Below are 19,230 nucleotides of genomic sequence, written 5' to 3' on the forward strand. Positions count from 1 at the left end.
CGAGAAAGTCGACCGCGCGTCGCCCCCTACTCCTCGGCCTCTCGCAGCCGCTTCCGCGCCCGGTGGGCCGTGAACGGCAGTTTGTCGGCGGTCACGCCCAGGGGCTCCAGCGCGTCGTTGATGGAGCAGGCGATGGCCGCGGGAGCGTCTATCATCCCGCCCTCGCCGACGCCCTTCGCGCCGGTCTCGGTGAACGGCGACGGGTGGCTGGTGTGCTCCATCTCGATGTCGGGCATGTTCTTCGTCGACGGGAGCAGGTAGTCGAACATCGTGATCGCCTGCGGCTGGCCGGAGCCCTGGTCGTAGCCGAACTCCTCCATGAGCGCCGCGCCGAGGCCCTGCGCGATGCCGCCGTGGGCCTGCCCCTCGACGATCATCGGGTTCAGCATCGTCCCGCAGTCCCGGAGCGTGTAGAACTTCAGCACCTCCACCTCGCCCGTCTCCACGTCCACCTCGACGATGGGCGCGTTGACGGCGTAGGCGGCGGTCGGGTACACCGGGTACTTGTGGGTCAGCGCGTCGTCGAACTCCGGGAAGCCGGTCGCGGGGTGCTCGTAGTCGTAGCTGACGTGGGTCCGGGCCTCGTCGTCCAGCTCGGCGAGTTCGGCCAGCGAGAGCGAGTCGTCGGTGCCGCTCCGTTCGACCCGACCGTCGCGGTAGGAGACGGCCTCGCGGTCGACGCCCCAGTGGTCGGCAGCGAGTTCCGCGAGCGCGTCGCGCAGCTGCCGGCCGACGCCGACGCTCGCGCCCGAGAGCATCACGGCCATCCGGGAGGCGGCGCTGCCGTACTCGGTCGGGGCCTCGACGCTGTCGAGGTAGTCCACCTCGATGTCGCTCGGCAGGAGTCCGAGCTCGTCGGCGAGCAGCTGGGCGACGAGCGTCTGGTGGCCCTGCCCGGAGCTGTCGGTGGCGAGCCACGCGAGCACCGTGCCGTCGGGTTTCACCTCGGCGCGGAGGTGTTCCGGAAGCTCGGCGACGTCCTCCCGGCTCCGGTTCTGGATGGTCTCGTCGTCGGTGCGCTGGCGGTCGGTCCAGTCCGAGCCGGAGACGCCGGGCTCGATGAGGACCGCTGTCTGGGTGCCCCGGTAGAACCCCTCCTCGCGGCGCTGCTCGACGGTCTCGGGGTCGAGCAGGCCGCCCTCGCAGCGCTCGTTCTCGTCCAGTATCTCGTCCATCCGGTCCATCGCGCCGGGGTAGTCGCCGGAGTCGTAGATGTTCCCCGAGGGGATGCGGTACGGCAGCTGGTCGGGCGTGACGAGGTTGCGGCGGCGGAACTCGGTCGGGTCGATGTCGAGTTCGCGCGCGGCGTCGTCGACCAGCATCTCCAGGGCGTACTGGTGCGGGTCGACGCCGAAGCCGCGGTAGGCGGTCTGTGCGGTCTTGTTCGTCAGCACGAGGTCGTACTCGTAGACGACGTCGTCGATGGCGTAGGAGTTCGTCAGCACCGACAGCGGCTTGAGCACCTGGTTGACCGGGTAGTGCGGCCACGCGCCGAAGTCGTCGACGAACCAGACGTCCAGCCCGCGCATGGTGCCGTCGTCGTCGCAGGCGAGGCGCATCTCGTAGGTGCGCTCGGAGCAGTGCATGTCCCCGCCCTGCAGGTTCTCGATGCGGTCCTCGACGAACTTGACGGGCCGGCCGAGCTGCTCGGCCGCCATCGCGGCGAGGTTGCAGTAGCGGTGGATGGCGATCTTCGTCCCGAAGCTCCCGCCCACGTCGGCGGGGACGTTCAGCTCGACGCGGTCGGCGGGCCGTCCGAGCGTCTCGTAGACGGTGTCGTCGACGAGCGTGTGCAGCTGGATGTTGCAGTCGATGTGGAAGCTGTCGCCGTCCTCGTCGTACTGGGCGACGACGCCCGCCGTCTCCAGGGGGACGCCGGAGACGCGCCCCCACTCGTAGGTCCCCTCGACGACGTGGTCGGCGTCCGCGAACGCACCGTCGGGGTCGCCGAACGCGATACGCTCGTTGTCGGCGACGTTCGTCCCCGCGTCCTCGTGGACGAGGGTGTCGGACTCCCGTGCGTCCATCCCGTCGACGACCGGGTCGAGCGTCTCGTACTCCACGTTCACGAGGTCGGCCATGTCCTCGGCGAGGTAGCGGTCCGCGGCGACGACGACGGCGATGGGCTCGCCGACGAAGCGGGCCTTCCCGTCCGCCAGGGACCACTCCTCGTACCCCTCCAGTCCGCAGGGCTGTGGGTTGTACGACTCCTGCAGGTCCTCGATGGTGAGCACGAGCTCGCAGTCGGGGTGGTCCTCGGCGGCACTCGTGTCCACGTCGACGATGTTCGCGTGGGCGTGGACGCTCCGGACGATGGCCATCTCCAGGCAGCCCGGCGGCGTCACGTCGTGGATGTACTCGGCCTCGCCGGTGAGGATGCGGCGGTCCTCGAACCGGCGGACGCTCTGCCCGGTGAAGGACCTCCCCTCCAGTTCGTCCCCGGCCTCGTGGCCTGTCTGCGGTTCTGACTCGGACATCTACGCCCCCTCCTCGCCGTCAGCGCCGGTCCGGACGGCCTCGATGTCGTCGGAGAGCTTGTCGGCGGCGCGGTCGACCGCGCGGTAGATGTTCTGGTAACCGGTGCAGCGACAGATGTTGTCCGCGAGGCCCTCCTTTATCTCGTCGCGCTCGGGGTCGGGATTCTCCTCGAGCAGGGACTTCGTCGCCATGACGAAGCCGCTGGTACAGAAGCCACACTGGAGCGCGTGCTCCTCGTGGAACGCCTCCTGGATGGGGTGGAGCTGCCCGTCCTCGGCGAGCCCCTCGACCGTCTCGACCGCGAGGTCCTCGGCCTGCACCGCGTACAGCAGACAGCTCTTGACCGTGTCGCCGTCGAGCGAGACGGTGCAGGCACCGCAGACACCGTGCTCGCAGCCGACGCGGACGCCGCGCAGGTCGCACTCGTTGCGAAGGAAGTCGGAGAGCTTCAGTCGTGGCTCGACCTCCCGGGTCACCTCCTCGCCGTTGACGGTCACGGAGATCTCGCGCGTCGGGCGCCCCTCAGCGTGAGGCGTGTCCTCGATACTCATGGTAGATACCACCGTACTTTCGGCGATTCGACCTTAAGCCTTGCCGTGGTTCGGGGTGAAAGCATCTCGTGACGCGGTGAGGGGCCACTCAGGACGTGTCGCCGCGCCTGGACGACGCGGGGGACGCGTCTGCGGGAGCCGGTGAACGGAGGGCTGAGACCGCCGCGGCGTCGCCTATCGCAGTTCAGTGCGTCGGTTGTCGTCGTCACGTCGTCGGCCACGCGACGGCCCGGGCGCTGGGATAGCTCTAAGTCCCCCGGTTTTGTCTTTTGGTACCATGGCACGAGCAGATCTCTGCATCCACAACGCCCGCGTCGTGACGCCCTCGGGGACCATCCACGGCGGCGTCGCCGCGACGGACGGCACGATAACGGCGGTCGGCGGCGACGCCTCGCTGCCCGACGCGGACAGGACCATCGACGCCGAGGGGAACTACCTCATCCCCGGCTTCATCGACCCGCACGTCCACTGGGGACTGTCGCGCTACGAGTTCGAGTACCACGAGGGGCTCGAACACGACTTCGAGACGGAGACACGGGGCGCGGTCCACGGCGGCGTCACGACCGTCGTGAACTTCCTGCTCCAGCCCGAGCGCTACCTGCCCGACATGGAGTTCTTCCGGCAGGCGGGCGCGGAGAACTCCTACATCGACTTCGCGTACCACGCCATCATCCACAAGGACCACCACTTCGAGGAGATAGAGGGCCTCGCCGAGGAGGGCATCCGCTCTTTCAAGATATTCTTCAACTGGTACAAGCACGCATCGCCCGAGCTGGGCATCGAACACTCCGACGCGGGCCGGGTGTACAACCTGCTGTCGCAGGTGGCCGACATCCCGGGGGGCGTCGTGATGTTCCACGCCGAGAACGAGGACATCGCCTACGAGCGCCGTCAGGAGTTGCAGGAGGAGGGGTACAACGACCTCCCCTCGTGGTCGGAGTCGGCGCCGAACGTCTGCGAGTTCATGCAGATCGAGCAGATCGGACACATGACCGAGCTGACCGACTCCCGGGCGTACATCGTCCACATGTCCACGGGTGAGGGTGTCGACATCTGCAAGCGCTTCCAGGAGCGGGGTGTGAACCTCCACGCGGAGACGCTGCCGGCGTTCCTCACCCACACGAAAGACGAGGAGGAGCTGGGTGTGTGGGGCAAGATCTCGCCCCCGCTCCGGGGCGAGTGGAGCAAGAAACGTCTCTGGGAGGGGCTCCGGGAGGGCACCGTCGAGTACCTCGGGACCGACCACTGCCCGCACAAGATCGAGTTCAAGGAGAAGGACACCGGCAAGCACGGCGACATCTGGGACGCCATCCCCGGCGACAACAACGGCATCGAGTACTTCCTGCCGGTGATGATGAGCGAGGGCGTGAACCGGAACCGCATCAGCATGGAGCGCCTCGTCGAGATCTGCGCCGAGAACAACGCGAAGCGGTGGGGCCTCTACCCCCGGAAGGGCGCGCTCGTCGAGGGGAGCGACGCCGACATGGTCGTCGTCGACATGGAGAAGTCGAAGGTCGTCGACGACGACTTCTACCACACGATGGAGCCGCGCTACTCCACGATGCACGGGATGGAGCTGACCGGGCTGCCGACCCACACCGTCGTCGGCGGCGAGGTCGTCGTGGAGGACGACGAGCTGCAGGTCGAACCGGGCGGCCGGAACTACCTCCACCGCGGCGACAGCGGCGTCGAACTGGAGTGAGCCGGTAGCGTGCCCACCGACCGGCCCGTCGTCGGCATCCTCCTCGCGGCGGGCACGGGCTCGCGCTTCGACGACGAGCAGAAGCTGCTGGCCGACCTCGACGGCGAGCCACTGGTCCGCCACGCAGCCCGGACGCTCCTCGACGCGGATCTCGACGGCGTCGTCGCGGTGCTCGGGCACGAACGCGAGCGCGTCGCGGCGGCGTTGCCACCCGAAGTCGACACCGTCCACAACCCGGACTACGTCGAGGGACAGGCGACGACGGTCAGCCGGGGCGCACGGGCGGCGGCCGAACGTGGCGCTACTGCGGCCGTCTTCGCGCTCGGCGACATGCCCTGTGTCGCCCCCGGAACCGTGGACGCGCTGGTCGCAGCGTACCGCAGCCGCGACCCCGGGACGGACGCCGACATCGTCGTCCCGACGTACGACGGCCGACGCGGTAATCCGGTGCTGTTCGGGGCGGCACACTTCGCCGCCTTGCAGGACGTGTCGGGCGACACCGGGGGCCGGGCGCTGTTCGACGTGCATCCGGTCGAGCGCGTGGCGGTCGACGACCCCGGTATCCACCGCGACGTCGACACCGAGGCGGACCTGCGCGAACTGGCCGAGCGCTGCGAGGACTGACGTGCCACCCTACGGCAGGACGACGGCCCGATACCGAACCTCGCCGGAGTCCATCGCCCGGTAGGCTGCCTCCGCGTCGGCGAGGTCGAACGTCTCGACGGTGGTCTCGATACCGCGACGCGCGCCGAAGGCGACGGTGTCCTCGGCGTCGCTCGGGGTGCCCGACGCCCAGCCCGAGAAGCTGCCCCGCGTGGACGTGAGGCTCCCGACCTCGACGGGGACTGGTTCGTCGGGGATACCGACGGTGAGGACCTCGCCGTTCGGACCGAGGCCGTCGATGGCGGCGGCGATGGCGTCGCTCGCGGGGGCGGTGGCGAACACGAGGTCCGCGCCGCCGAGTTCGGTGAGGGCCTCGGCCGGGTCCTGCGCTTCGCTGTCGACGAAGTGCGCCGCGCCGAGTTCCAGGGCCGTCTCGCGCTTCTCGCTTCCCCGGGAGACCGCGACCGTCTCGAAGCCGGCCTCGTGGGCGTACTGGAGCGCGAGGTGGCCGAGCCCGCCGATACCGACGACGGCGACGAGGTCGCCCGGGCGCACGTCGGCGTTCCGGAGCGCGTTGAACGATGTCAACCCGGCACAGAGCAGCGGCGCGGTCGTCGCGGCGTCGGGCCCCTCGGGGATGGTGGCCAGCGCCGAGGCGCTGGCGGTTGCGTACTCGGCGTAGCCGCCGTCGCGGTGCATCCCTGTGACGGGCTTGTTCTCGCAGAGGACGAACTCGCCGTCGCGGCAGGGCCCGCAGGTGAAGCAGTGGCCGCCGTGCCAGCCGACGCCGACGCGGTCGCGCTCGTCCCAGTCGGTGACGCGCTCACCGACGGCGTCGATGTAGCCGACGAACTCGTGACCCGGGACCCGCGGATAGTCGACGTGGGCTGTCCCGCCCTCGCAGACGTGGCCGTCGCCGCGACAGACGCCGCAGGCCGCGACCGCGATGCGGACCTCGTCCGCGTCGGGCGCTGGAACTGGGCGCTCGACGAGTTCGAACTCGCCGGCCTCGGTCACCTGCATCGCGCGCATCGTCTCGTCGCCGTCGGCAGTCGACGTGTCACTGGTCATCGACGACACGTTACGGTCGCAGCTACGTCAGTGATTCCGGACACGAACTTACGTAACGAAACCGATAGCTCAGTCGTCGACGATGATCTCCCGTTCCCCGTGGATGGCACCCTCCCGGTCGCGGAGCCGGCCGCCGCCGCGCCCGTTCAGCACGGCGAGCGCCTCGCTGACGATGCTGAGGGCGATCTGGACCGGCTCGCCGCCGCCGACGTCGAGGCCGACCGGGGTGGCGACCCGGGCGAGCTGTTCGTCGGTGAACTCGACGCCGTCGGCGGCGAGCTCCTCGCGGATCTGTTCGAAGCGCTCTCTGGGGCCCATCAGGCCGACGTAGGGCGCGTCGGTCTCCAGCACCGAGGCGAGCGCGAGCTCGTCGTCGAGCTTGTTGTGGCTCATCAGCACCACCGCCGTCCGCTCGTCGACGTGCTCGTCGAGGTCCGCAGGCCGCAGCGACACCACCTCGTCTGCGGCGGGGAACCGCTCCGGGTCGGCGTGGCCGCCGCGGGCGGTCGCCACGGTCACCGCGAAGCCGACGTGTCGGGCGAGGGACGAGACCGGCCCGGTGTCGGGCTGGCCGCCGAAGACGAGCATCTCCGGTGCCGGCTCGACGCCGTCGACGAACACCGTCACGTCGCCCTCGTCGGTCGTGACGGTGCGGGCGATCCAGGTGCCCGTCTCGGCGCAGTCGACCGCCTCGTCGCGGATCGCCTCGACGACCGCGTCGGGCAGGCCCGTCCGGTCCGACGGCGCGGTGACCGAGCCGTCGGTGCGGACGACGGCGCGCGCGCCGAGCGGTGCGTCGCCGTCCACGGCGGTGACCGTCGCGACGCTCTCGCCCGCGTCGAGCGCGGCGAGTACCGGGTCCCACGAGTCGTCGACCGGTTCGACGAGCACGTCGATGACGCCGTTGCAGCCCAGCCCCAGCCCCCATTCGTCGTCGTCCATCAGGTCGAACGTCTCGATGACCGGTTCGCCGGACTCGAACACGCGGCCCGCGAGGTCGACGACCGGCCCCTCCAGACAGCCGGCGGTGATGCCGCCGAGGTGGTCGCCCTCGGGTGTCAGTACCATCTTCGCCCCCGGCCGGCGGTACGCCGAGCCCTCGACGCCGACCACCGTCGCCACCGCGCCCGGCTCGCCCGATTCGCGGAGCGACGACAGCCGCCGCTGGACGTCGAGTGCCGTCGCACTCCAGGGGTCCGCCGTGGTGTCGTGCATGGTATCGACTAGCAGTCGAGGCGGTTTAGCCGTTTTCCCACGGAACCGCTGTCACACGGCAGGACAACCCGACGTTTCAAATCCCACACCGCCCAACCCTCTCCTGATGGAGAAGACGCCGACGGGGACCTCCGTGGGGGTGGACGACCCGTACGAGCACGCCACCCTCTGTGACCACCTCACGGGCGAGGGCACCTGCCGGTACGCCTTCGAGCACCCGCAGCACGACCCGGAGTTCGCCCGGGAGCGTCGCGCGGACGAGTTCGCGTGTCCGGTCGTGAACGACGACGCGGGGCCGGACTGGGACTGGGGCGACTGTCCGCACTTCCGGGCCACGGCGACGAACCGGGAGTGCGCGCGCTGCGGACTGGAGGCCAAACCGATGCAGTTGGACCCGGACGAGCGGCCGCTCCTGGAGGAGCACCACCTCTCGTACGCCGACGTGGGCCGGGAGGTGAGCCACGAGATCACGGTGTACCTCTGCCGGTGGTGTCACGCGAAGGTGCACAACTCGTGGGCGCGGGTGACCGACGACGTGAACCCGGACCCGGAGGCAATCGCCGCACGGGAGGAGCGCCGGAGCAGAGAGCAGCGCGAGCTGTCGTTCGACACGGCGCGGGAGCGGCGGTCGGGGGACGACGAGCACTGAGATGGACCGGCGCACGACCCCGCGGCTGGTGCTGCTGGCGGCGGTCGTCGTCGGCTGCATCATGCTCGGGTCGCTCGCGCTGAAGCGCCCCGGCGACCTCGGCCTCGACCTCGCGGTGTACCGGTCCGCCGCCGACGCGTGGCTCTCCGGCGGGGCGCTCTACGAGGTCTCGCCGGCCCGCGCACCCGAGTTCACGTTCCTCTACCCGCCGGTGGCAGTCCTGCTCTTCGTCCCGTTCGCGGTCGTGCCCGGGTCGATCGCGCTCGTGGCCTTCTCGGCGCTGAACGTCGCTGCAGGGCTCACGCTGGCGTGGATAATCGTCCGTTATCTGCGCGAGTCTGGCGTCGGCCTCTCCCGCGTCGACGTGGCGCTGCTGGGGGCGGCCTGCACGGTGTCGGGCTACCGGAGCGCGTCGATCTACTTCTCACAGGTGAACGTGTTCCTCGCGCTGGCGCTGGCGGTCGGGTTCGTCGCGCTGGAGCGCGAGCGGGTGGCGCTGGCGGGCACCGCGCTGGCGCTTCCGGCGTTCCTGAAGCTGTTCCCGGTGGTCGTCGGCGCGTGGCTGCTCCGGCGGCGGGCGTGGCGGGCTGTCGGTGCGGCGGTCGCCGTCGGGCTCGGCCTGCACCTGCTCGGGGCGGTGCTGTTCGGGCCGGAGCTCGTGACGACCTACGTCGAGGTCGCCGTGACCGAGCGGACGGGCGTCGATGCGTTCGCGGGCGGGCTCGCAGCGACGGAGACGTACCTCACGCTCCACCGGGCGGGTTCGCACCTCGTCGGCGGGGGGAGCGTGGCGCGATACGGGTTCGCCGCCGCGGTGCTGCTCCCGGCGCTCGCGGTCTGCTACCGGGACGTTTCGACGCCGGACCGGCGGCTCACGGCGTGGTTCGCGACGCTCGTCGCGATGCTGCTCGGCTTCCCGTCGTATCAGGTGTACATCGGGCTCCTCCTGTTCCCGCTGTTGGCGCTGCTGTACCTGTTCCCGGCGGGCCGTGCCCGGCAGGTGTTCCTCGTCGGCGCGGCGCTGTCGACGACGGTGTACGCCGGTGGGGAGTTCGTCGCGGCGGCGGCGGCCGTGCCGGCCGTCGGGGGACTGCTCGCCGGGGTGCTCCGACCGGTGCTGACGCTCGCTGCGCCGGCGACGTACGGGCTGCTCTGCTGTCACGCGGCCTGCGTGACGTTCCACCTGCCGGCTGTCGACGACGGGCTAGCTGGGTGAGGACAGCAAACGCTCGTTGGGACGGGATCGACGAACGGAGGAGACCAGTTTAGTGGACCAGCGGCGGGTCCGCGGTGTCGTCTCCGGTGCGCGCCTCGATGACGGTCTCGATGCCGGCGAGCAGGCGGTGGATGGCGACTTCGTGATCTCGTTTGTTCCGGTTGCACGCGTTCGGGCCGACGCCGAGGGCGTCGTAGGCGGCGAACGCGTCGGGTGGAACCGACTCCCCCGTCTCTAGATTCCGCCGCACCAGGCTCAACAGCTGGTGTACGTGGAGGAGCTCTTGTTTACGCATCGCGACACGTTGTAGCCCTCCGGTCCGTGTAAAAGTGTGGCATTGTTCGATGTCGGTATCCCTGGATTGTAAGGGGCATGCTGTTCGTGAAGGGTCAGATGATGTCGCCGATGCGTCGCGGCTCGCCCTGCAGGTCGGGGCTCTCCTCGACCATCTGGAGCACCTCGTGGTCCGTCACGTCGCGGTAGTCCTTCTCTATGGCCTCCTCGATGAGCGCGCGCTCGAGTCGGAACTCGGTGCCTTCGTACACCACGTCGCAGCCGTCGTCGTCGAACGAGAGGGTTGTCATGTTCGGACGGTGGTGACGCGCAGTTAAAAACCCACAGAAGCGCGTCTGACGGGCGTCAGACGCGGACACGGGGTTTAAGATGACGTAGAGCCGATAGCGCTGTGTGTCGCTGAGTACGGACCCACTCGACGAACTCTCCATTCCCGACGGGACGACGGTGGAAGAGCACGACCTCGTGACCGACGGTGACGTGCTCATGGGCGGTCGCTCGACCGTCGAGTTCGGCATCCGGGGACGGAACGTCCTCGCGGGCGAGGGGGTCCGCATCGGCGGTGGCGTCGAAGCAGAGGCGGACTGCCGCCTCGACATGTGGTCCGACGTGGCCGGGAACGTCCTCGTCGGCCGCGACGCGTTCATCGGCGAGCGGACCCACATCGGCGGCCAGCTCATGGTCTCGGGCGACCTCGACGTCGGCGACGACGTGGACATCGAGGACGGCTTCGAGGCCAACGGCTGGATCGTCATCCGGAACCCGATGCCGACCATCGTCTTCCTGTTCGTCTACCTCAAGCAGCTGATGCTGCTCGGGGAGGAGGAGGCCGCACAGAATCTCGTGAACGAACTGTCCGACGAGGAGGACCCCGACGAGCCGCCGCTCATCGTCCCGCGCGGCGCGACGGTGAGCGACGACGCCTGGCGCGTCTCCACGCCGGCGTCCATCGGCGACGAGTGCCGGCTCCACGGCAACATCCGCGCCGAGTCCATCGCGGTCGGCGAGGACTGCAACATCTTCGGCAGTCTGCGCGCGAAGCACGACATCTACATCGGCGAGGGCACCCGCGTCCACGGCGACGTGACCACCCGCAAGGGCGAGGTCCGCATCGCCCCCGGCGCGCTCGTCCTCGGCGACGTCTCCTGCTCGGACCTGGAGCTCTCGAAGGGCGCGGAGGTCGACGGGACGATGCGCGCCCGCGGCAACATCACGATGCAGGGCATCGCGCGGCGCGACGTGGAGTAGCGCGGTCGCTGTTCTTCCGGAACTACTGCGGGCTGGGGACCCAGAAAGCGCGGCTTACCCGTCGATGGTCGTCTCCAGCAGCACCTCGGGCTCGACGAACTCGCCGTTCCAGAAGACGGTGACGGTCTGGCCGGCTTCCGCCTCGAAGTAAACCTTGTTCCCGATGGAGATGGGGTAGTCGACGGCGGCGGCCTGATCCTCGTCCAGCTGGTCCTCGTCGGCGGCCCAGTAGGCGAAGGTGTCGCGCTCGTCGAGGGTGCTCGTGCCGGCGAAGTTGCTGGTCGACGTCGCGTCGGGGACGACGGGGACGCGCTCGCCGTCGACGCGGACCTCGACGGACGCGGTCGCGCCGGAGGTGATCTCGTCGCCGTCCATGTGGACGACCTTCCGCCAGGTCTCCTCGACGGTCTCGATGGCCATGCTCAGTTCGGGGGCGGCGCGCGGGTCCGTGCGTGTCGTCGCGGTCTCGGTCGGGTCGGTCGGCTGGCTGCCGGGTCCACCCGTGCCCAGCGTGGAGACACAGCCGGCGAGGCCGAGCGTCGACAGCGTCGCCGTGGTCGCGGCGAGGAGGTCGCGTCGTTTCATACGTGTAACTATTCATCGGAAGGGGGTTTAGGACGTTTCGGCTCGTCGGCGCTTCGTGTGGCGGTCTCTCGGTCCATGGCAACCTGTCCCGTACTATCATGGGGCTGATGTGAGTCCGTATCACCGACCGAAAGGCAGTTTCCCACGGCGCGAGTAGCCGACCGGTATGCTCTCTATCGCGCTGGCGGGCAAGCCCAACGCGGGCAAGTCCACGTTCTACTCGGCGGCGACCCGGGCGGAGGTCGACGTGGCGAACTACCCCTTCACGACCATCGACGCCAACCGGGGCGTCACCCACGTCCGAACCGACTGTCCCTGTCTCGACCGCGAGGAGCGCTGCGGCAACGACAACTGCCACGACGGCAAGCGCTACGTCCCCGTCGAACTCCTCGACGTGGCCGGCCTCGTCCCCGGCGCACACGAGGGGAAGGGCCTCGGCAACCAGTTCCTCGACGAGCTGACGAACGCGGACGTCATCATCAACGTCGTCGACGCCTCCGGCGCGACCGACGAGAAGGGCGAACCCGTCGAGCCCGGCAGCCACGACCCGCTGGACGACGTGGACTTCATCGAGGAGGAGATGGACCTCTGGCTGGCGGGCATCGTCGACCGCAACTGGGAATCGGTCGAGCGCAAGTCCCGCTCGCCCGACTTCGACCTCGACGAGGCGCTCGCGGACATGCTCACCGGGTTCGGCGCGAGCATGGCCGACGTGCAGACCGTCCTCCGCGGGCTGGACTACCCCGCCGACCCGATGGCCTGGACCGACGAGGACCGCGAGGCCCTCGCCCGCGACGTGCGCCGGCGCACGAAGCCCATCGTCGTCGTCGCCAACAAGGCCGACGTGGCGTCCCAGGAGAACGTCGAACGCCTGCTCGAACTCGACAAGCCCGTCATCCCCGCAACCGCACAGGGCGAACTCGCGCTCCGCAAGGGCGCGGAGGCCGGCGCGGTCGACTACGACCCCGGCGACGACTCCTTCGACATCGTCGGCGAGGTGTCCGACGCCCAGCGCGACCTGCTCGACGGGCTGCGCGACACCATGGCCGAGTACGGCGGCACCGGCGTGCAGGCCGCGCTGGACTACGCCGTCTACGACCTGCTCGACCACCTGACGGCGTACCCCGTGCAGGACGCCTCGAAGTGGACCGACGCGAAGGGGAACGTGCTGCCCGACGCCTTCCTGCTGCCTCGCGGGTCCACTCCCGTGGACCTCGCGTACGCGGTTCACTCGGACATCGGGGACGGGTACCTGCACGCCGTCGATGCGCGGAGCTCGCGCGAGATCTCGGATTCGTACGAACTGGAGGAGGGCGACGTGGTGAAGATCGTCTCGACCGCGAAGTAGAATCGGTTATCCGTTGCTTCTTTCGTGGGAACCGCTGGTATCGATAGCAGCCAGAAAGCCCCGAGGCGCTCGACTTCCGGGACCACAACTGCGCTCCTCGTGCCTGCGGTGCTTGTTGGGTCCGGGTTCGGCGAGCGCCACGCCCCTTTCAGTCCCACCCAACAGCACAGCACCGCGACCGCACCTCAGGCCTCCCCAGCCGACTGCATCTCCGGAAATCAGAGATTTCCGGCGGGCTCACGAAACGCACGCGTTTCGTGACCGATGCTCGCTTCGCTGCGCTTCTCGTCCCTCGCGCGGATGGCTCGACGTGCTCCCTGCGGTCGCACAGTCTTGCCAGCCGCGCGCCACCCGGCTGTGTCCTCGCACGTGACCGGTTCTCAGACCATCCAATCGTTTTTCTCACTCTCCCGTGACGCACTCCACATGGTCGACTGGCTCCCCATCGACGAGCCCCAGCCGAGCCAGCTCTATCTCAGCCGGGGGAAGCTCGACGGCGTGCTCTCGTGGTTCGACCCGGACGAGCCCGACTACGACCCGCTGTCGGTCATCGAACTGGACGGCGAGTGGGTGCTCATCGACGGCCACACCCGGGCGTTCGTCGCGAGCCTCGCCGGGGTCGACGAGCTGCGGGTCGTCCACGACACCGACGACCACCCGCGGGAGCTGTACGGGCGATGCGTGGAGTGGTGCCGTGAGGCGGACATCAGGACGGTCGCGGACCTCCACGGGCGGCTCGTGAGCGAGGGAGCCTACGAGCGGCTGTGGCTCGACCGCTGTCATCGCGCCGCAGCCGAAGGCGGCGGGTGACCCAGTACACTCATGCGCTGTCGCGGGCTACTGACGGTGAATGTCCCGCCGAGACGAACGACTCACCCGCGACACCGAGGTCGATTCGGTCGCCACGCTGTTCCTCTGGCTCAGAGGCGGGGCCGTCGGCGGGCTCGCCTTCCTCGTCGGCGTGGGGCTGGTCTACTTCCTCCTCCGGGGCCGGTTCGCGGGCGAGGCAGGGCTCGCCGTCTCGGCGCTCGGTCGCTGGCGCGTCTCGGCGTGGGTGTACTACAACGCCCACCTGGTTCCGACCGACGGCGTCGCACTCGACGCGCTCTCGGTCGTCGCCGGCGGGGGGAACACGCTCTTCTGGCTCGCGGCCGAGGAGCCGCTGTTCTACGGGCTGTTCCTCCTGCCACCGGCGCTGCTCGTGGTCGCGGGCTACCGGACGGCCAAGCGTCGCCCGAAGAACACCCGGTGGCCCCGGGCGGGGGTCGCCGTCGCGGTCGGCTACTGTTTCGTCGCGGCGGTGTTCCTCATCGTCGCGTCCATCCAGCCCGCACCACCTGCGGTCGGCGTACCGGCGGGGACCGAGGTCGGCCCGAACCCGTGGCTGACCGTCGGACTCGCCGCGCTCGCGTACCCGGCCGTGTTCGGGCTGCTGGGAGCGTTGCTGGGGCGACGTGCGCCGTGGACCAGGCCGAGCCAGCAGCGTCGCGACCGACAGCGCAGACGGCCGTGAGCCCGCACCGCACGGCGGACCGGCGTGACGGCGCGGCCGCCCCGGGTCACGACAACGGCTGGTAGTACACCGCGACGAGCAGCACCGCGAGGAAGAGGTAGCAGCCGCGCACGAGCAGCATCGTCGCCAGCTCGTCGGTGCCGCGGCGGGCGAACGCGGCGACCGGGACGAACACGAGGACGGCGGCGGCCGCGGAGGGCGGGAACACGCTGACGGCGGCGAACGCGAGCACGGCGACCAGCCCGACCGCCATCAGCCCGAAGGCGACCGTGCGGGCGCGCTCGCGACCGACGACCACAGCGACGGTGCGCTTCCTGATGGAGCGGTCGTATTCGTAGTCCTTCGCGTCGTCGATGACCTTCACGCCCGAGAGCAGGACGAGGAACACGACGGCGAAGGCGAGCGGGACGGCCGCGAAGCCGGCGGTCTGGACGTAGTAGCCGCCGACGATGGCGACCGCGATGCCGAGCGGGTAGCCCGTCGTCGCGGTGACCGGGTTCGTGTCGAGCTGGGGGGCGTGGTGGTAGGCGATGAGCCAGCACGGCAGCGTGACGAGCGCGGCGACGGGGTCGACGAGCAGCCACAGCGCGCCGAGGCAGAGGAAGAACCCGGTCGTGGCGAGCGCGAGGGCGAGGCGACAGCCGCGCTCGGTCAGCGGGTGGTCGTCGTCCTCGTCGCGCACGTAGAAGTCCACGTAGCCGTCCTTCACGTGGGCGGTGTAGACCGCGAGGAAGACGGCGACCATGTGGACCGCGCCGAGGGCCACGTCGAACTCCCCTGCGAGGACGCTCCCGAACCACGAGGCGGCGAGCGGCGGGAGCATGAACACGGGGTGGACCTGCGAGGAGAGCGCGCGGGCGTCGGCGACGACTCCGGAGTCGTGCCGGGAGAACGTCATGTGCTACCATTCGGCACCGACGCCAATAACTCCGCGGGTGGGCGACGGGACTGCCGGAGCGCCCGTGCGCGTAGCCCCGGTGACGGACGACTGGGAGACGGTGCCCCGTGGCACCGTCCAGTCCGTCACTGGCGGCTCGGCGGTGGCTCAGTCGATGGTCGGGTTCGTCGGGTGGAACACGCCTTCGGGGTTCCCCCGGTGGACCCACGCGTGGAGGCCGGTGAAGTCCCTCTCACTCTCGAAGTGCCAGCCCTCCGCCTCCGTCGTCCGCAGGTGTCGCGAGCTGTCCTCGTCGGCGAAGATGTTCGGTGGGTTCGCAGCCTGGTCGCCGGGGACCAGCCACTCGACCCCGCCGAGGACGAGGTCGTCATCGTGTGACTGGTCGTGGGGCTCTCCCGGTTCTGGGTCGTAGTTCCCCGTCGTGAAGTAGACGAGCACGCCCGGGTCTTCGAGGTCGGTCCCGAACGGTGACCCGTCGGCGAAGTGGAACCCCATCCCGGGGACGTACGGCGAGATGGCGCTGTAGTGGTCTTCGCGGGCGGTGTCGAAATCCCTGTACGGACGGCTCACGGCTCGAACGCCATTGAGCTGCTGTGAGAGCTCGTCCGGTTGCGCGGTCGCGGCTGTGGCACCCGCGGCTCCCAGCACGAGACCGCCACCGATCGTCTGTAGCACGGTTCGTCTGGTAGGCTGGATTGGTGGCATTGATTTCCTCCGCGACGTCCCCCACAACCCTCCCTCGTCGGTCCGCGATCTGGCACGGGGAACGTCCCTTACTACTCTACTCTGTGGGATGTTAACATTTGCCAAACATTCCTGCGGATACACATGGGGCCGCCCGGAGACGGACCGACGCTTCAGACCGTCTCGTCGACGAAGGACTCCAGCAGCTTGCGCTCGGCGGCGCGGAGGTGCTCGTGCAGCGTCGGGGCGGCGATGTCCATCGCGTCGGCGACCTCCTCTGCGGTGCTGTCGCGGGGCCACTCGTAGTAGCCCGCCGAGTACGCCGTCTCGAGGGCGGCCCGCTGGCGGTCGGTCAGGCGGTCGCTGAGGTCCTGCCGGAAGGATTCGGTCGACTGGACCGAGCGCTCGACCTCGCGCTTGGAGACGAGGTCGATGTCGTCGTACGTCGACTGGACCGCGCTGGCGATGGCCTTCAGGTCGGCGTCCGGTGCGGCCTCGACGACGACGCTCCCCTCCCCGTCGGTCACGTCGAACGACCGGACGGTCGCGCCGACGGCCGAGAGCGTCTCGATGGCGGCCTCGGTGACGGAGAGCTCGAGCAGGGATTCCCCCCCGTCGGCGACGAGCCGCGCGCTCCCGATGGCGTCGAGTTCGGCCGCGAGTTCGAGCGCCGCCTCGCCGTCGCCGCCAACGAGGTCGACGAAGCAGGTCAGCCCGGACTCGTCGTTCGAGGCGATGCCGCGCAGCGAGAGGTCACCGCCCGTCTCCGCCGCGATGCGGACGAGCGGGTCGTCGCGGTCGCCGTGGCGGAACTCCAGCTCGGCGACGGTGTCCGCGAGCAGGAGGCGGTGCTGCTCGACGGCCGTGATGCCGTTGCCGATGCGCGCGCCGAGCTGGGCGAACACGTCGAGCTCGTGGTCGCTGACGGTGTGTTCGGCCGTGGTCCCGACGACGAGCGCCCCGTAGGACTTCTCGCGGTAGGACAGCGGCGTGACGAGTGCGACGCCGTCCTCGAACCCGGCCACGTCGACGTCGGTCAGCAGCTGTATCTCGCCGTCGTCGACCGCCGACTCGACGCCCTCGACGAGCTGGCTGCCGGCGATGTCGAGGGTCTCGTCCACCGCGCCCGCACCCTCACGCGGCCGGACGCCTCGGCTGTGGTCGGTGTACTCAGCGACCAGCGCCGCGCGGTACGGCTCGGTCCCGACGACGGCCCCGCAGACCGCGGCGTCGATGGCCTCCCGGGTCTCCGAATCGACGAGCGCGCGGTCGACGCGCCGGATGACCCGGTTGACGTTCGTGAGGCGTTCGAGCTGCTGTTCGCGCTGTGCGATCGCCTCCTCGTTGGCCTCGTACGTCTCGTCGAGCTCGCTCTCGAGTTCGACGAGCTGGTCCTCGTCGCGCAGGGCCTCGCGCTCGCGCGTCGAGAGCGCGGCCTCGGTCGCCTCCAGCGCGAAGTACTCCCGGACCGCCTCGGAGAAGTCCGAGCGCGCGAGCAGTTCGTCCGCGGTGTCGACGACGTCGTCGCGGTCGACGGGCTTCACGAGGTACTCGTCGAACGGCATGTCGACGATGTCGGTGTCGGGCGCGACGGCGGTCATCATCGCGACCGGGAACTCGTAGCCCTCCGCGCGGAGGACGTCGAGCGTCTCGTCGCCCGACTTGCGGGGCATCCGACGGTCGAGCAGGACGAGGTCGATCTGGTCGTCGACCGCGTCCAGCGCGTCCTCCCCGCTGTAGGCGGTCACGACGCGGTAGTCGTCGTCCTCCAGCCAGTATCGACAGGTGTCCGCGAGGTCCTCGTCGTCGTCCACGACGAGGACTGTGGGACGGGAAGCCCCCACCTCTGCATCCCGCGACAGATTCGTTGCCATTGGCGATGCGTACGGGGCCGACGAGCAAATGGAGTCGGACCTAAACAGTTTGGCTTCACGGTGTACCGCCGCCGTCGTCACCCGAACTGTGGTGGCCGTCGGGACGTCTCAGCGGACCGCCTTCGTCGCCTCGCGCATCACGTCCAGCGCCTCCTCCAGCTCCTCGGTGCTGGTGGCGTAGGAGATGCGGGCGTAGCCCTCGCCGTGGTCGCCGAACGCCTCGCCGGGGACGACGACGACGCCGCGGTCGAGCACCTCGTCGACCCAGCCGTCGGGCACCTTCGGCATGACGTAGAACGCGCCCTTCGGCTCCGGCACGTCCAGTCCCATGTCGGTCAGGCCGTCGACGACGAGGTCCCGGCGCTCCTCGAACGTGGCGACCATCTCGTCGACGACGTCCTGCGGGCCGTCGATGGCTCCCTCGGCGGCGTACTGCGCCGGGGCCGACGCGCAGGCCTGCACGTACTGGTGGACCCGGAGCATGCGCTCGATGCGCTCGTTCGAGCCGACCACCCAGCCGAGCCGCCAGCCGGTCATCGAGTACGTCTTGGAGCAGGCGGAGACGACGACCACGTTGCCGGAGTCGGTGAACTCCATCGGAGAGTGGTGCTCGCCGTCGAAGACGATGTGCTCGTACACCTCGTCGGAGACACAGAGCACGTCGTGCTCCTCGGCGATGCGGGCGAACTCCCGCATGTCCTCCTCGGACTGGACCGCACCGGTCGGGTTGCCGGGGCTGTTCACGATGAACGCCGCGGTGTCTTCGGTGATGTTCTCTTCGACCGTCGCGGGGTCGAGCGTGAGGTCCTCGCGGAGCGGGACGGGGTTCGGCTCGCCGCCCGCGACGTGCGTGAGCGCCTCGTACGCGACGAAGCCGGGGTCGGGGTAGATGACCTCGTCGCCCTGGTCGACGTGGGCCTCCATGACGAGGTGCAGTGCCTCGGAGCCGCCGGCGGTCGCGATGATGTCCTCGGTGTCGACCGCGAGGCCGCGGTCACGCTCGAACTTCGCCGAGATGGCCTCGCGCAGCGACTCGGTGCCCTTGTTCGAGGTGTAGGCGTCGGTCTTGCCCGCCTGGATGGCCTCGACGGCGGCCGAGCGCGCGTGCTCGGGCGTCGGGAAGTCGGGCTGTCCGAGGCCGAGGTTGATGGCGTCCTCGCCGGCCGCCTCGAAGACCTCGCGGATGCCACTGATACTGACCCGTTCGACCCGGTTCGAGAACTCGGTCATACACCAACCAGCGTCGCGATTGCGGATAACTCTTGATGTGGTTCGTGGTATCGAATCACACCGATTCCGGA

Annotated in this window: 19 protein-coding genes; 8 read left to right on the forward strand and 11 right to left on the reverse strand. The window is 69.6% G+C overall.

Features of this window, described 5'->3' with window-relative positions; translation table 11 throughout:
• Window positions 1-26 precede the first annotated feature (26 nt).
• On the reverse strand, window positions 27-2,477 hold the full coding sequence (locus NOW55_RS09385) for a xanthine dehydrogenase family protein molybdopterin-binding subunit (RefSeq protein WP_256399838.1): 2,451 nt from the start codon (window positions 2,475-2,477) through the stop codon (window positions 27-29).
• Window positions 2,478-3,029 (reverse strand): (2Fe-2S)-binding protein, encoded by a 552-nt coding sequence (locus NOW55_RS09390; protein WP_256399839.1) that lies wholly within the window; start codon window positions 3,027-3,029, stop codon window positions 2,478-2,480.
• Window positions 3,030-3,306: 277 nt separating this feature from the next.
• On the opposite strand from NOW55_RS09390, the gene NOW55_RS09395 reads away from it, so the two are divergent.
• Complete coding sequence (locus tag NOW55_RS09395) at window positions 3,307-4,731, forward strand: dihydroorotase (protein WP_256399840.1); 1,425 nt, start codon at window positions 3,307-3,309, stop codon at window positions 4,729-4,731.
• A gap of 9 nt (window positions 4,732-4,740) precedes the next feature.
• Window positions 4,741-5,355: a nucleotidyltransferase family protein gene (locus NOW55_RS09400; protein ID WP_256399841.1), complete on the forward strand. Its 615-nt coding sequence runs from the start codon at window positions 4,741-4,743 to the stop codon at window positions 5,353-5,355.
• Window positions 5,356-5,364: 9 nt separating this feature from the next.
• Here NOW55_RS09400 and NOW55_RS09405 read toward each other — a convergent pair whose 3' ends face one another.
• Both NOW55_RS09405 and NOW55_RS09410 read right to left on the reverse strand, forming a co-directional pair.
• On the reverse strand, window positions 5,365-6,366 hold the full coding sequence (locus NOW55_RS09405; RefSeq protein ID WP_256400402.1) for an alcohol dehydrogenase catalytic domain-containing protein: 1,002 nt from the start codon (window positions 6,364-6,366) through the stop codon (window positions 5,365-5,367).
• Window positions 6,367-6,474: 108 nt separating this feature from the next.
• Complete coding sequence (locus tag NOW55_RS09410) at window positions 6,475-7,620, reverse strand: XdhC family protein (RefSeq protein WP_256399842.1); 1,146 nt, start codon at window positions 7,618-7,620, stop codon at window positions 6,475-6,477.
• Between the two features lie 106 nt (window positions 7,621-7,726).
• Between NOW55_RS09410 and NOW55_RS09415 the strand changes: the two genes are divergently transcribed.
• Window positions 7,727-8,269, forward strand: a complete 543-nt coding sequence (locus tag NOW55_RS09415; RefSeq protein ID WP_256399843.1) for a DUF7097 family protein — start codon at window positions 7,727-7,729, stop codon at window positions 8,267-8,269.
• A 1-nt stretch (window position 8,270) separates the two neighbouring features.
• A complete protein-coding gene (locus NOW55_RS09420; RefSeq protein WP_256399844.1) occupies window positions 8,271-9,485 on the forward strand; it encodes a glycosyltransferase family 87 protein in 1,215 nt (404 codons plus the stop codon).
• Window positions 9,486-9,534: 49 nt separating this feature from the next.
• On the opposite strand, the gene NOW55_RS09425 is transcribed toward NOW55_RS09420, so the two are convergent.
• Both NOW55_RS09425 and NOW55_RS09430 read right to left on the reverse strand, forming a co-directional pair.
• Window positions 9,535-9,780 carry a UPF0058 family protein gene (locus NOW55_RS09425; RefSeq protein ID WP_256399845.1) on the reverse strand — a complete coding sequence of 82 codons (246 nt, stop codon included), beginning with the start codon at window positions 9,778-9,780 and terminating at the stop codon, window positions 9,535-9,537.
• A 94-nt stretch (window positions 9,781-9,874) separates the two neighbouring features.
• A complete protein-coding gene (locus NOW55_RS09430; RefSeq protein WP_256399846.1) occupies window positions 9,875-10,069 on the reverse strand; it encodes a DUF5800 family protein in 195 nt (64 codons plus the stop codon).
• 103 nt (window positions 10,070-10,172) lie between these two features.
• On the opposite strand from NOW55_RS09430, the gene NOW55_RS09435 reads away from it, so the two are divergent.
• Window positions 10,173-11,027, forward strand: coding sequence for a polymer-forming cytoskeletal protein (locus NOW55_RS09435; RefSeq protein ID WP_368407747.1), 855 nt, complete (start codon window positions 10,173-10,175; stop codon window positions 11,025-11,027).
• Between the two features lie 54 nt (window positions 11,028-11,081).
• Here NOW55_RS09435 and NOW55_RS09440 read toward each other — a convergent pair whose 3' ends face one another.
• Window positions 11,082-11,612, reverse strand: coding sequence for a hypothetical protein (locus NOW55_RS09440; RefSeq protein ID WP_256399848.1), 531 nt, complete (start codon window positions 11,610-11,612; stop codon window positions 11,082-11,084).
• A gap of 166 nt (window positions 11,613-11,778) precedes the next feature.
• On the opposite strand from NOW55_RS09440, the gene NOW55_RS09445 reads away from it, so the two are divergent.
• From NOW55_RS09445 to NOW55_RS09455, 3 genes are all read left to right on the forward strand, one after another.
• On the forward strand, window positions 11,779-12,960 hold the full coding sequence (locus NOW55_RS09445; protein WP_256399849.1) for a redox-regulated ATPase YchF: 1,182 nt from the start codon (window positions 11,779-11,781) through the stop codon (window positions 12,958-12,960).
• A 426-nt stretch (window positions 12,961-13,386) separates the two neighbouring features.
• Entirely contained in the window at window positions 13,387-13,770 is a 384-nt protein-coding gene (locus NOW55_RS09450; RefSeq protein WP_256399850.1) for a hypothetical protein, read from the forward strand.
• Between the two features lie 40 nt (window positions 13,771-13,810).
• The gene (locus NOW55_RS09455) at window positions 13,811-14,473 is read left to right on the forward strand and encodes a DUF7978 family protein (protein ID WP_256399851.1); all 663 of its coding nucleotides are present in this window, start codon (window positions 13,811-13,813) and stop codon (window positions 14,471-14,473) included.
• 46 nt (window positions 14,474-14,519) lie between these two features.
• Here NOW55_RS09455 and NOW55_RS09460 read toward each other — a convergent pair whose 3' ends face one another.
• From NOW55_RS09460 to NOW55_RS09475, 4 genes are all read right to left on the reverse strand, one after another.
• Entirely contained in the window at window positions 14,520-15,371 is an 852-nt protein-coding gene (locus tag NOW55_RS09460; RefSeq protein ID WP_256399852.1) for a UbiA family prenyltransferase, read from the reverse strand.
• A gap of 147 nt (window positions 15,372-15,518) precedes the next feature.
• On the reverse strand, window positions 15,519-15,941 hold the full coding sequence (locus tag NOW55_RS09465; protein ID WP_256399853.1) for a hypothetical protein: 423 nt from the start codon (window positions 15,939-15,941) through the stop codon (window positions 15,519-15,521).
• Between the two features lie 287 nt (window positions 15,942-16,228).
• Window positions 16,229-17,929, reverse strand: a complete 1,701-nt coding sequence (locus NOW55_RS09470) for a bacterio-opsin activator domain-containing protein (protein WP_256399854.1) — start codon at window positions 17,927-17,929, stop codon at window positions 16,229-16,231.
• Between the two features lie 108 nt (window positions 17,930-18,037).
• The gene (locus NOW55_RS09475; protein WP_256399855.1) at window positions 18,038-19,159 is read right to left on the reverse strand and encodes a pyridoxal phosphate-dependent aminotransferase; all 1,122 of its coding nucleotides are present in this window, start codon (window positions 19,157-19,159) and stop codon (window positions 18,038-18,040) included.
• Window positions 19,160-19,230 lie beyond the last annotated feature (71 nt).

Origin of the sequence: Haloarchaeobius litoreus, assembly GCF_024495425.1 — an archaeon.
GTDB lineage: Archaea > Halobacteriota > Halobacteria > Halobacteriales > Natrialbaceae > Haloarchaeobius > Haloarchaeobius litoreus.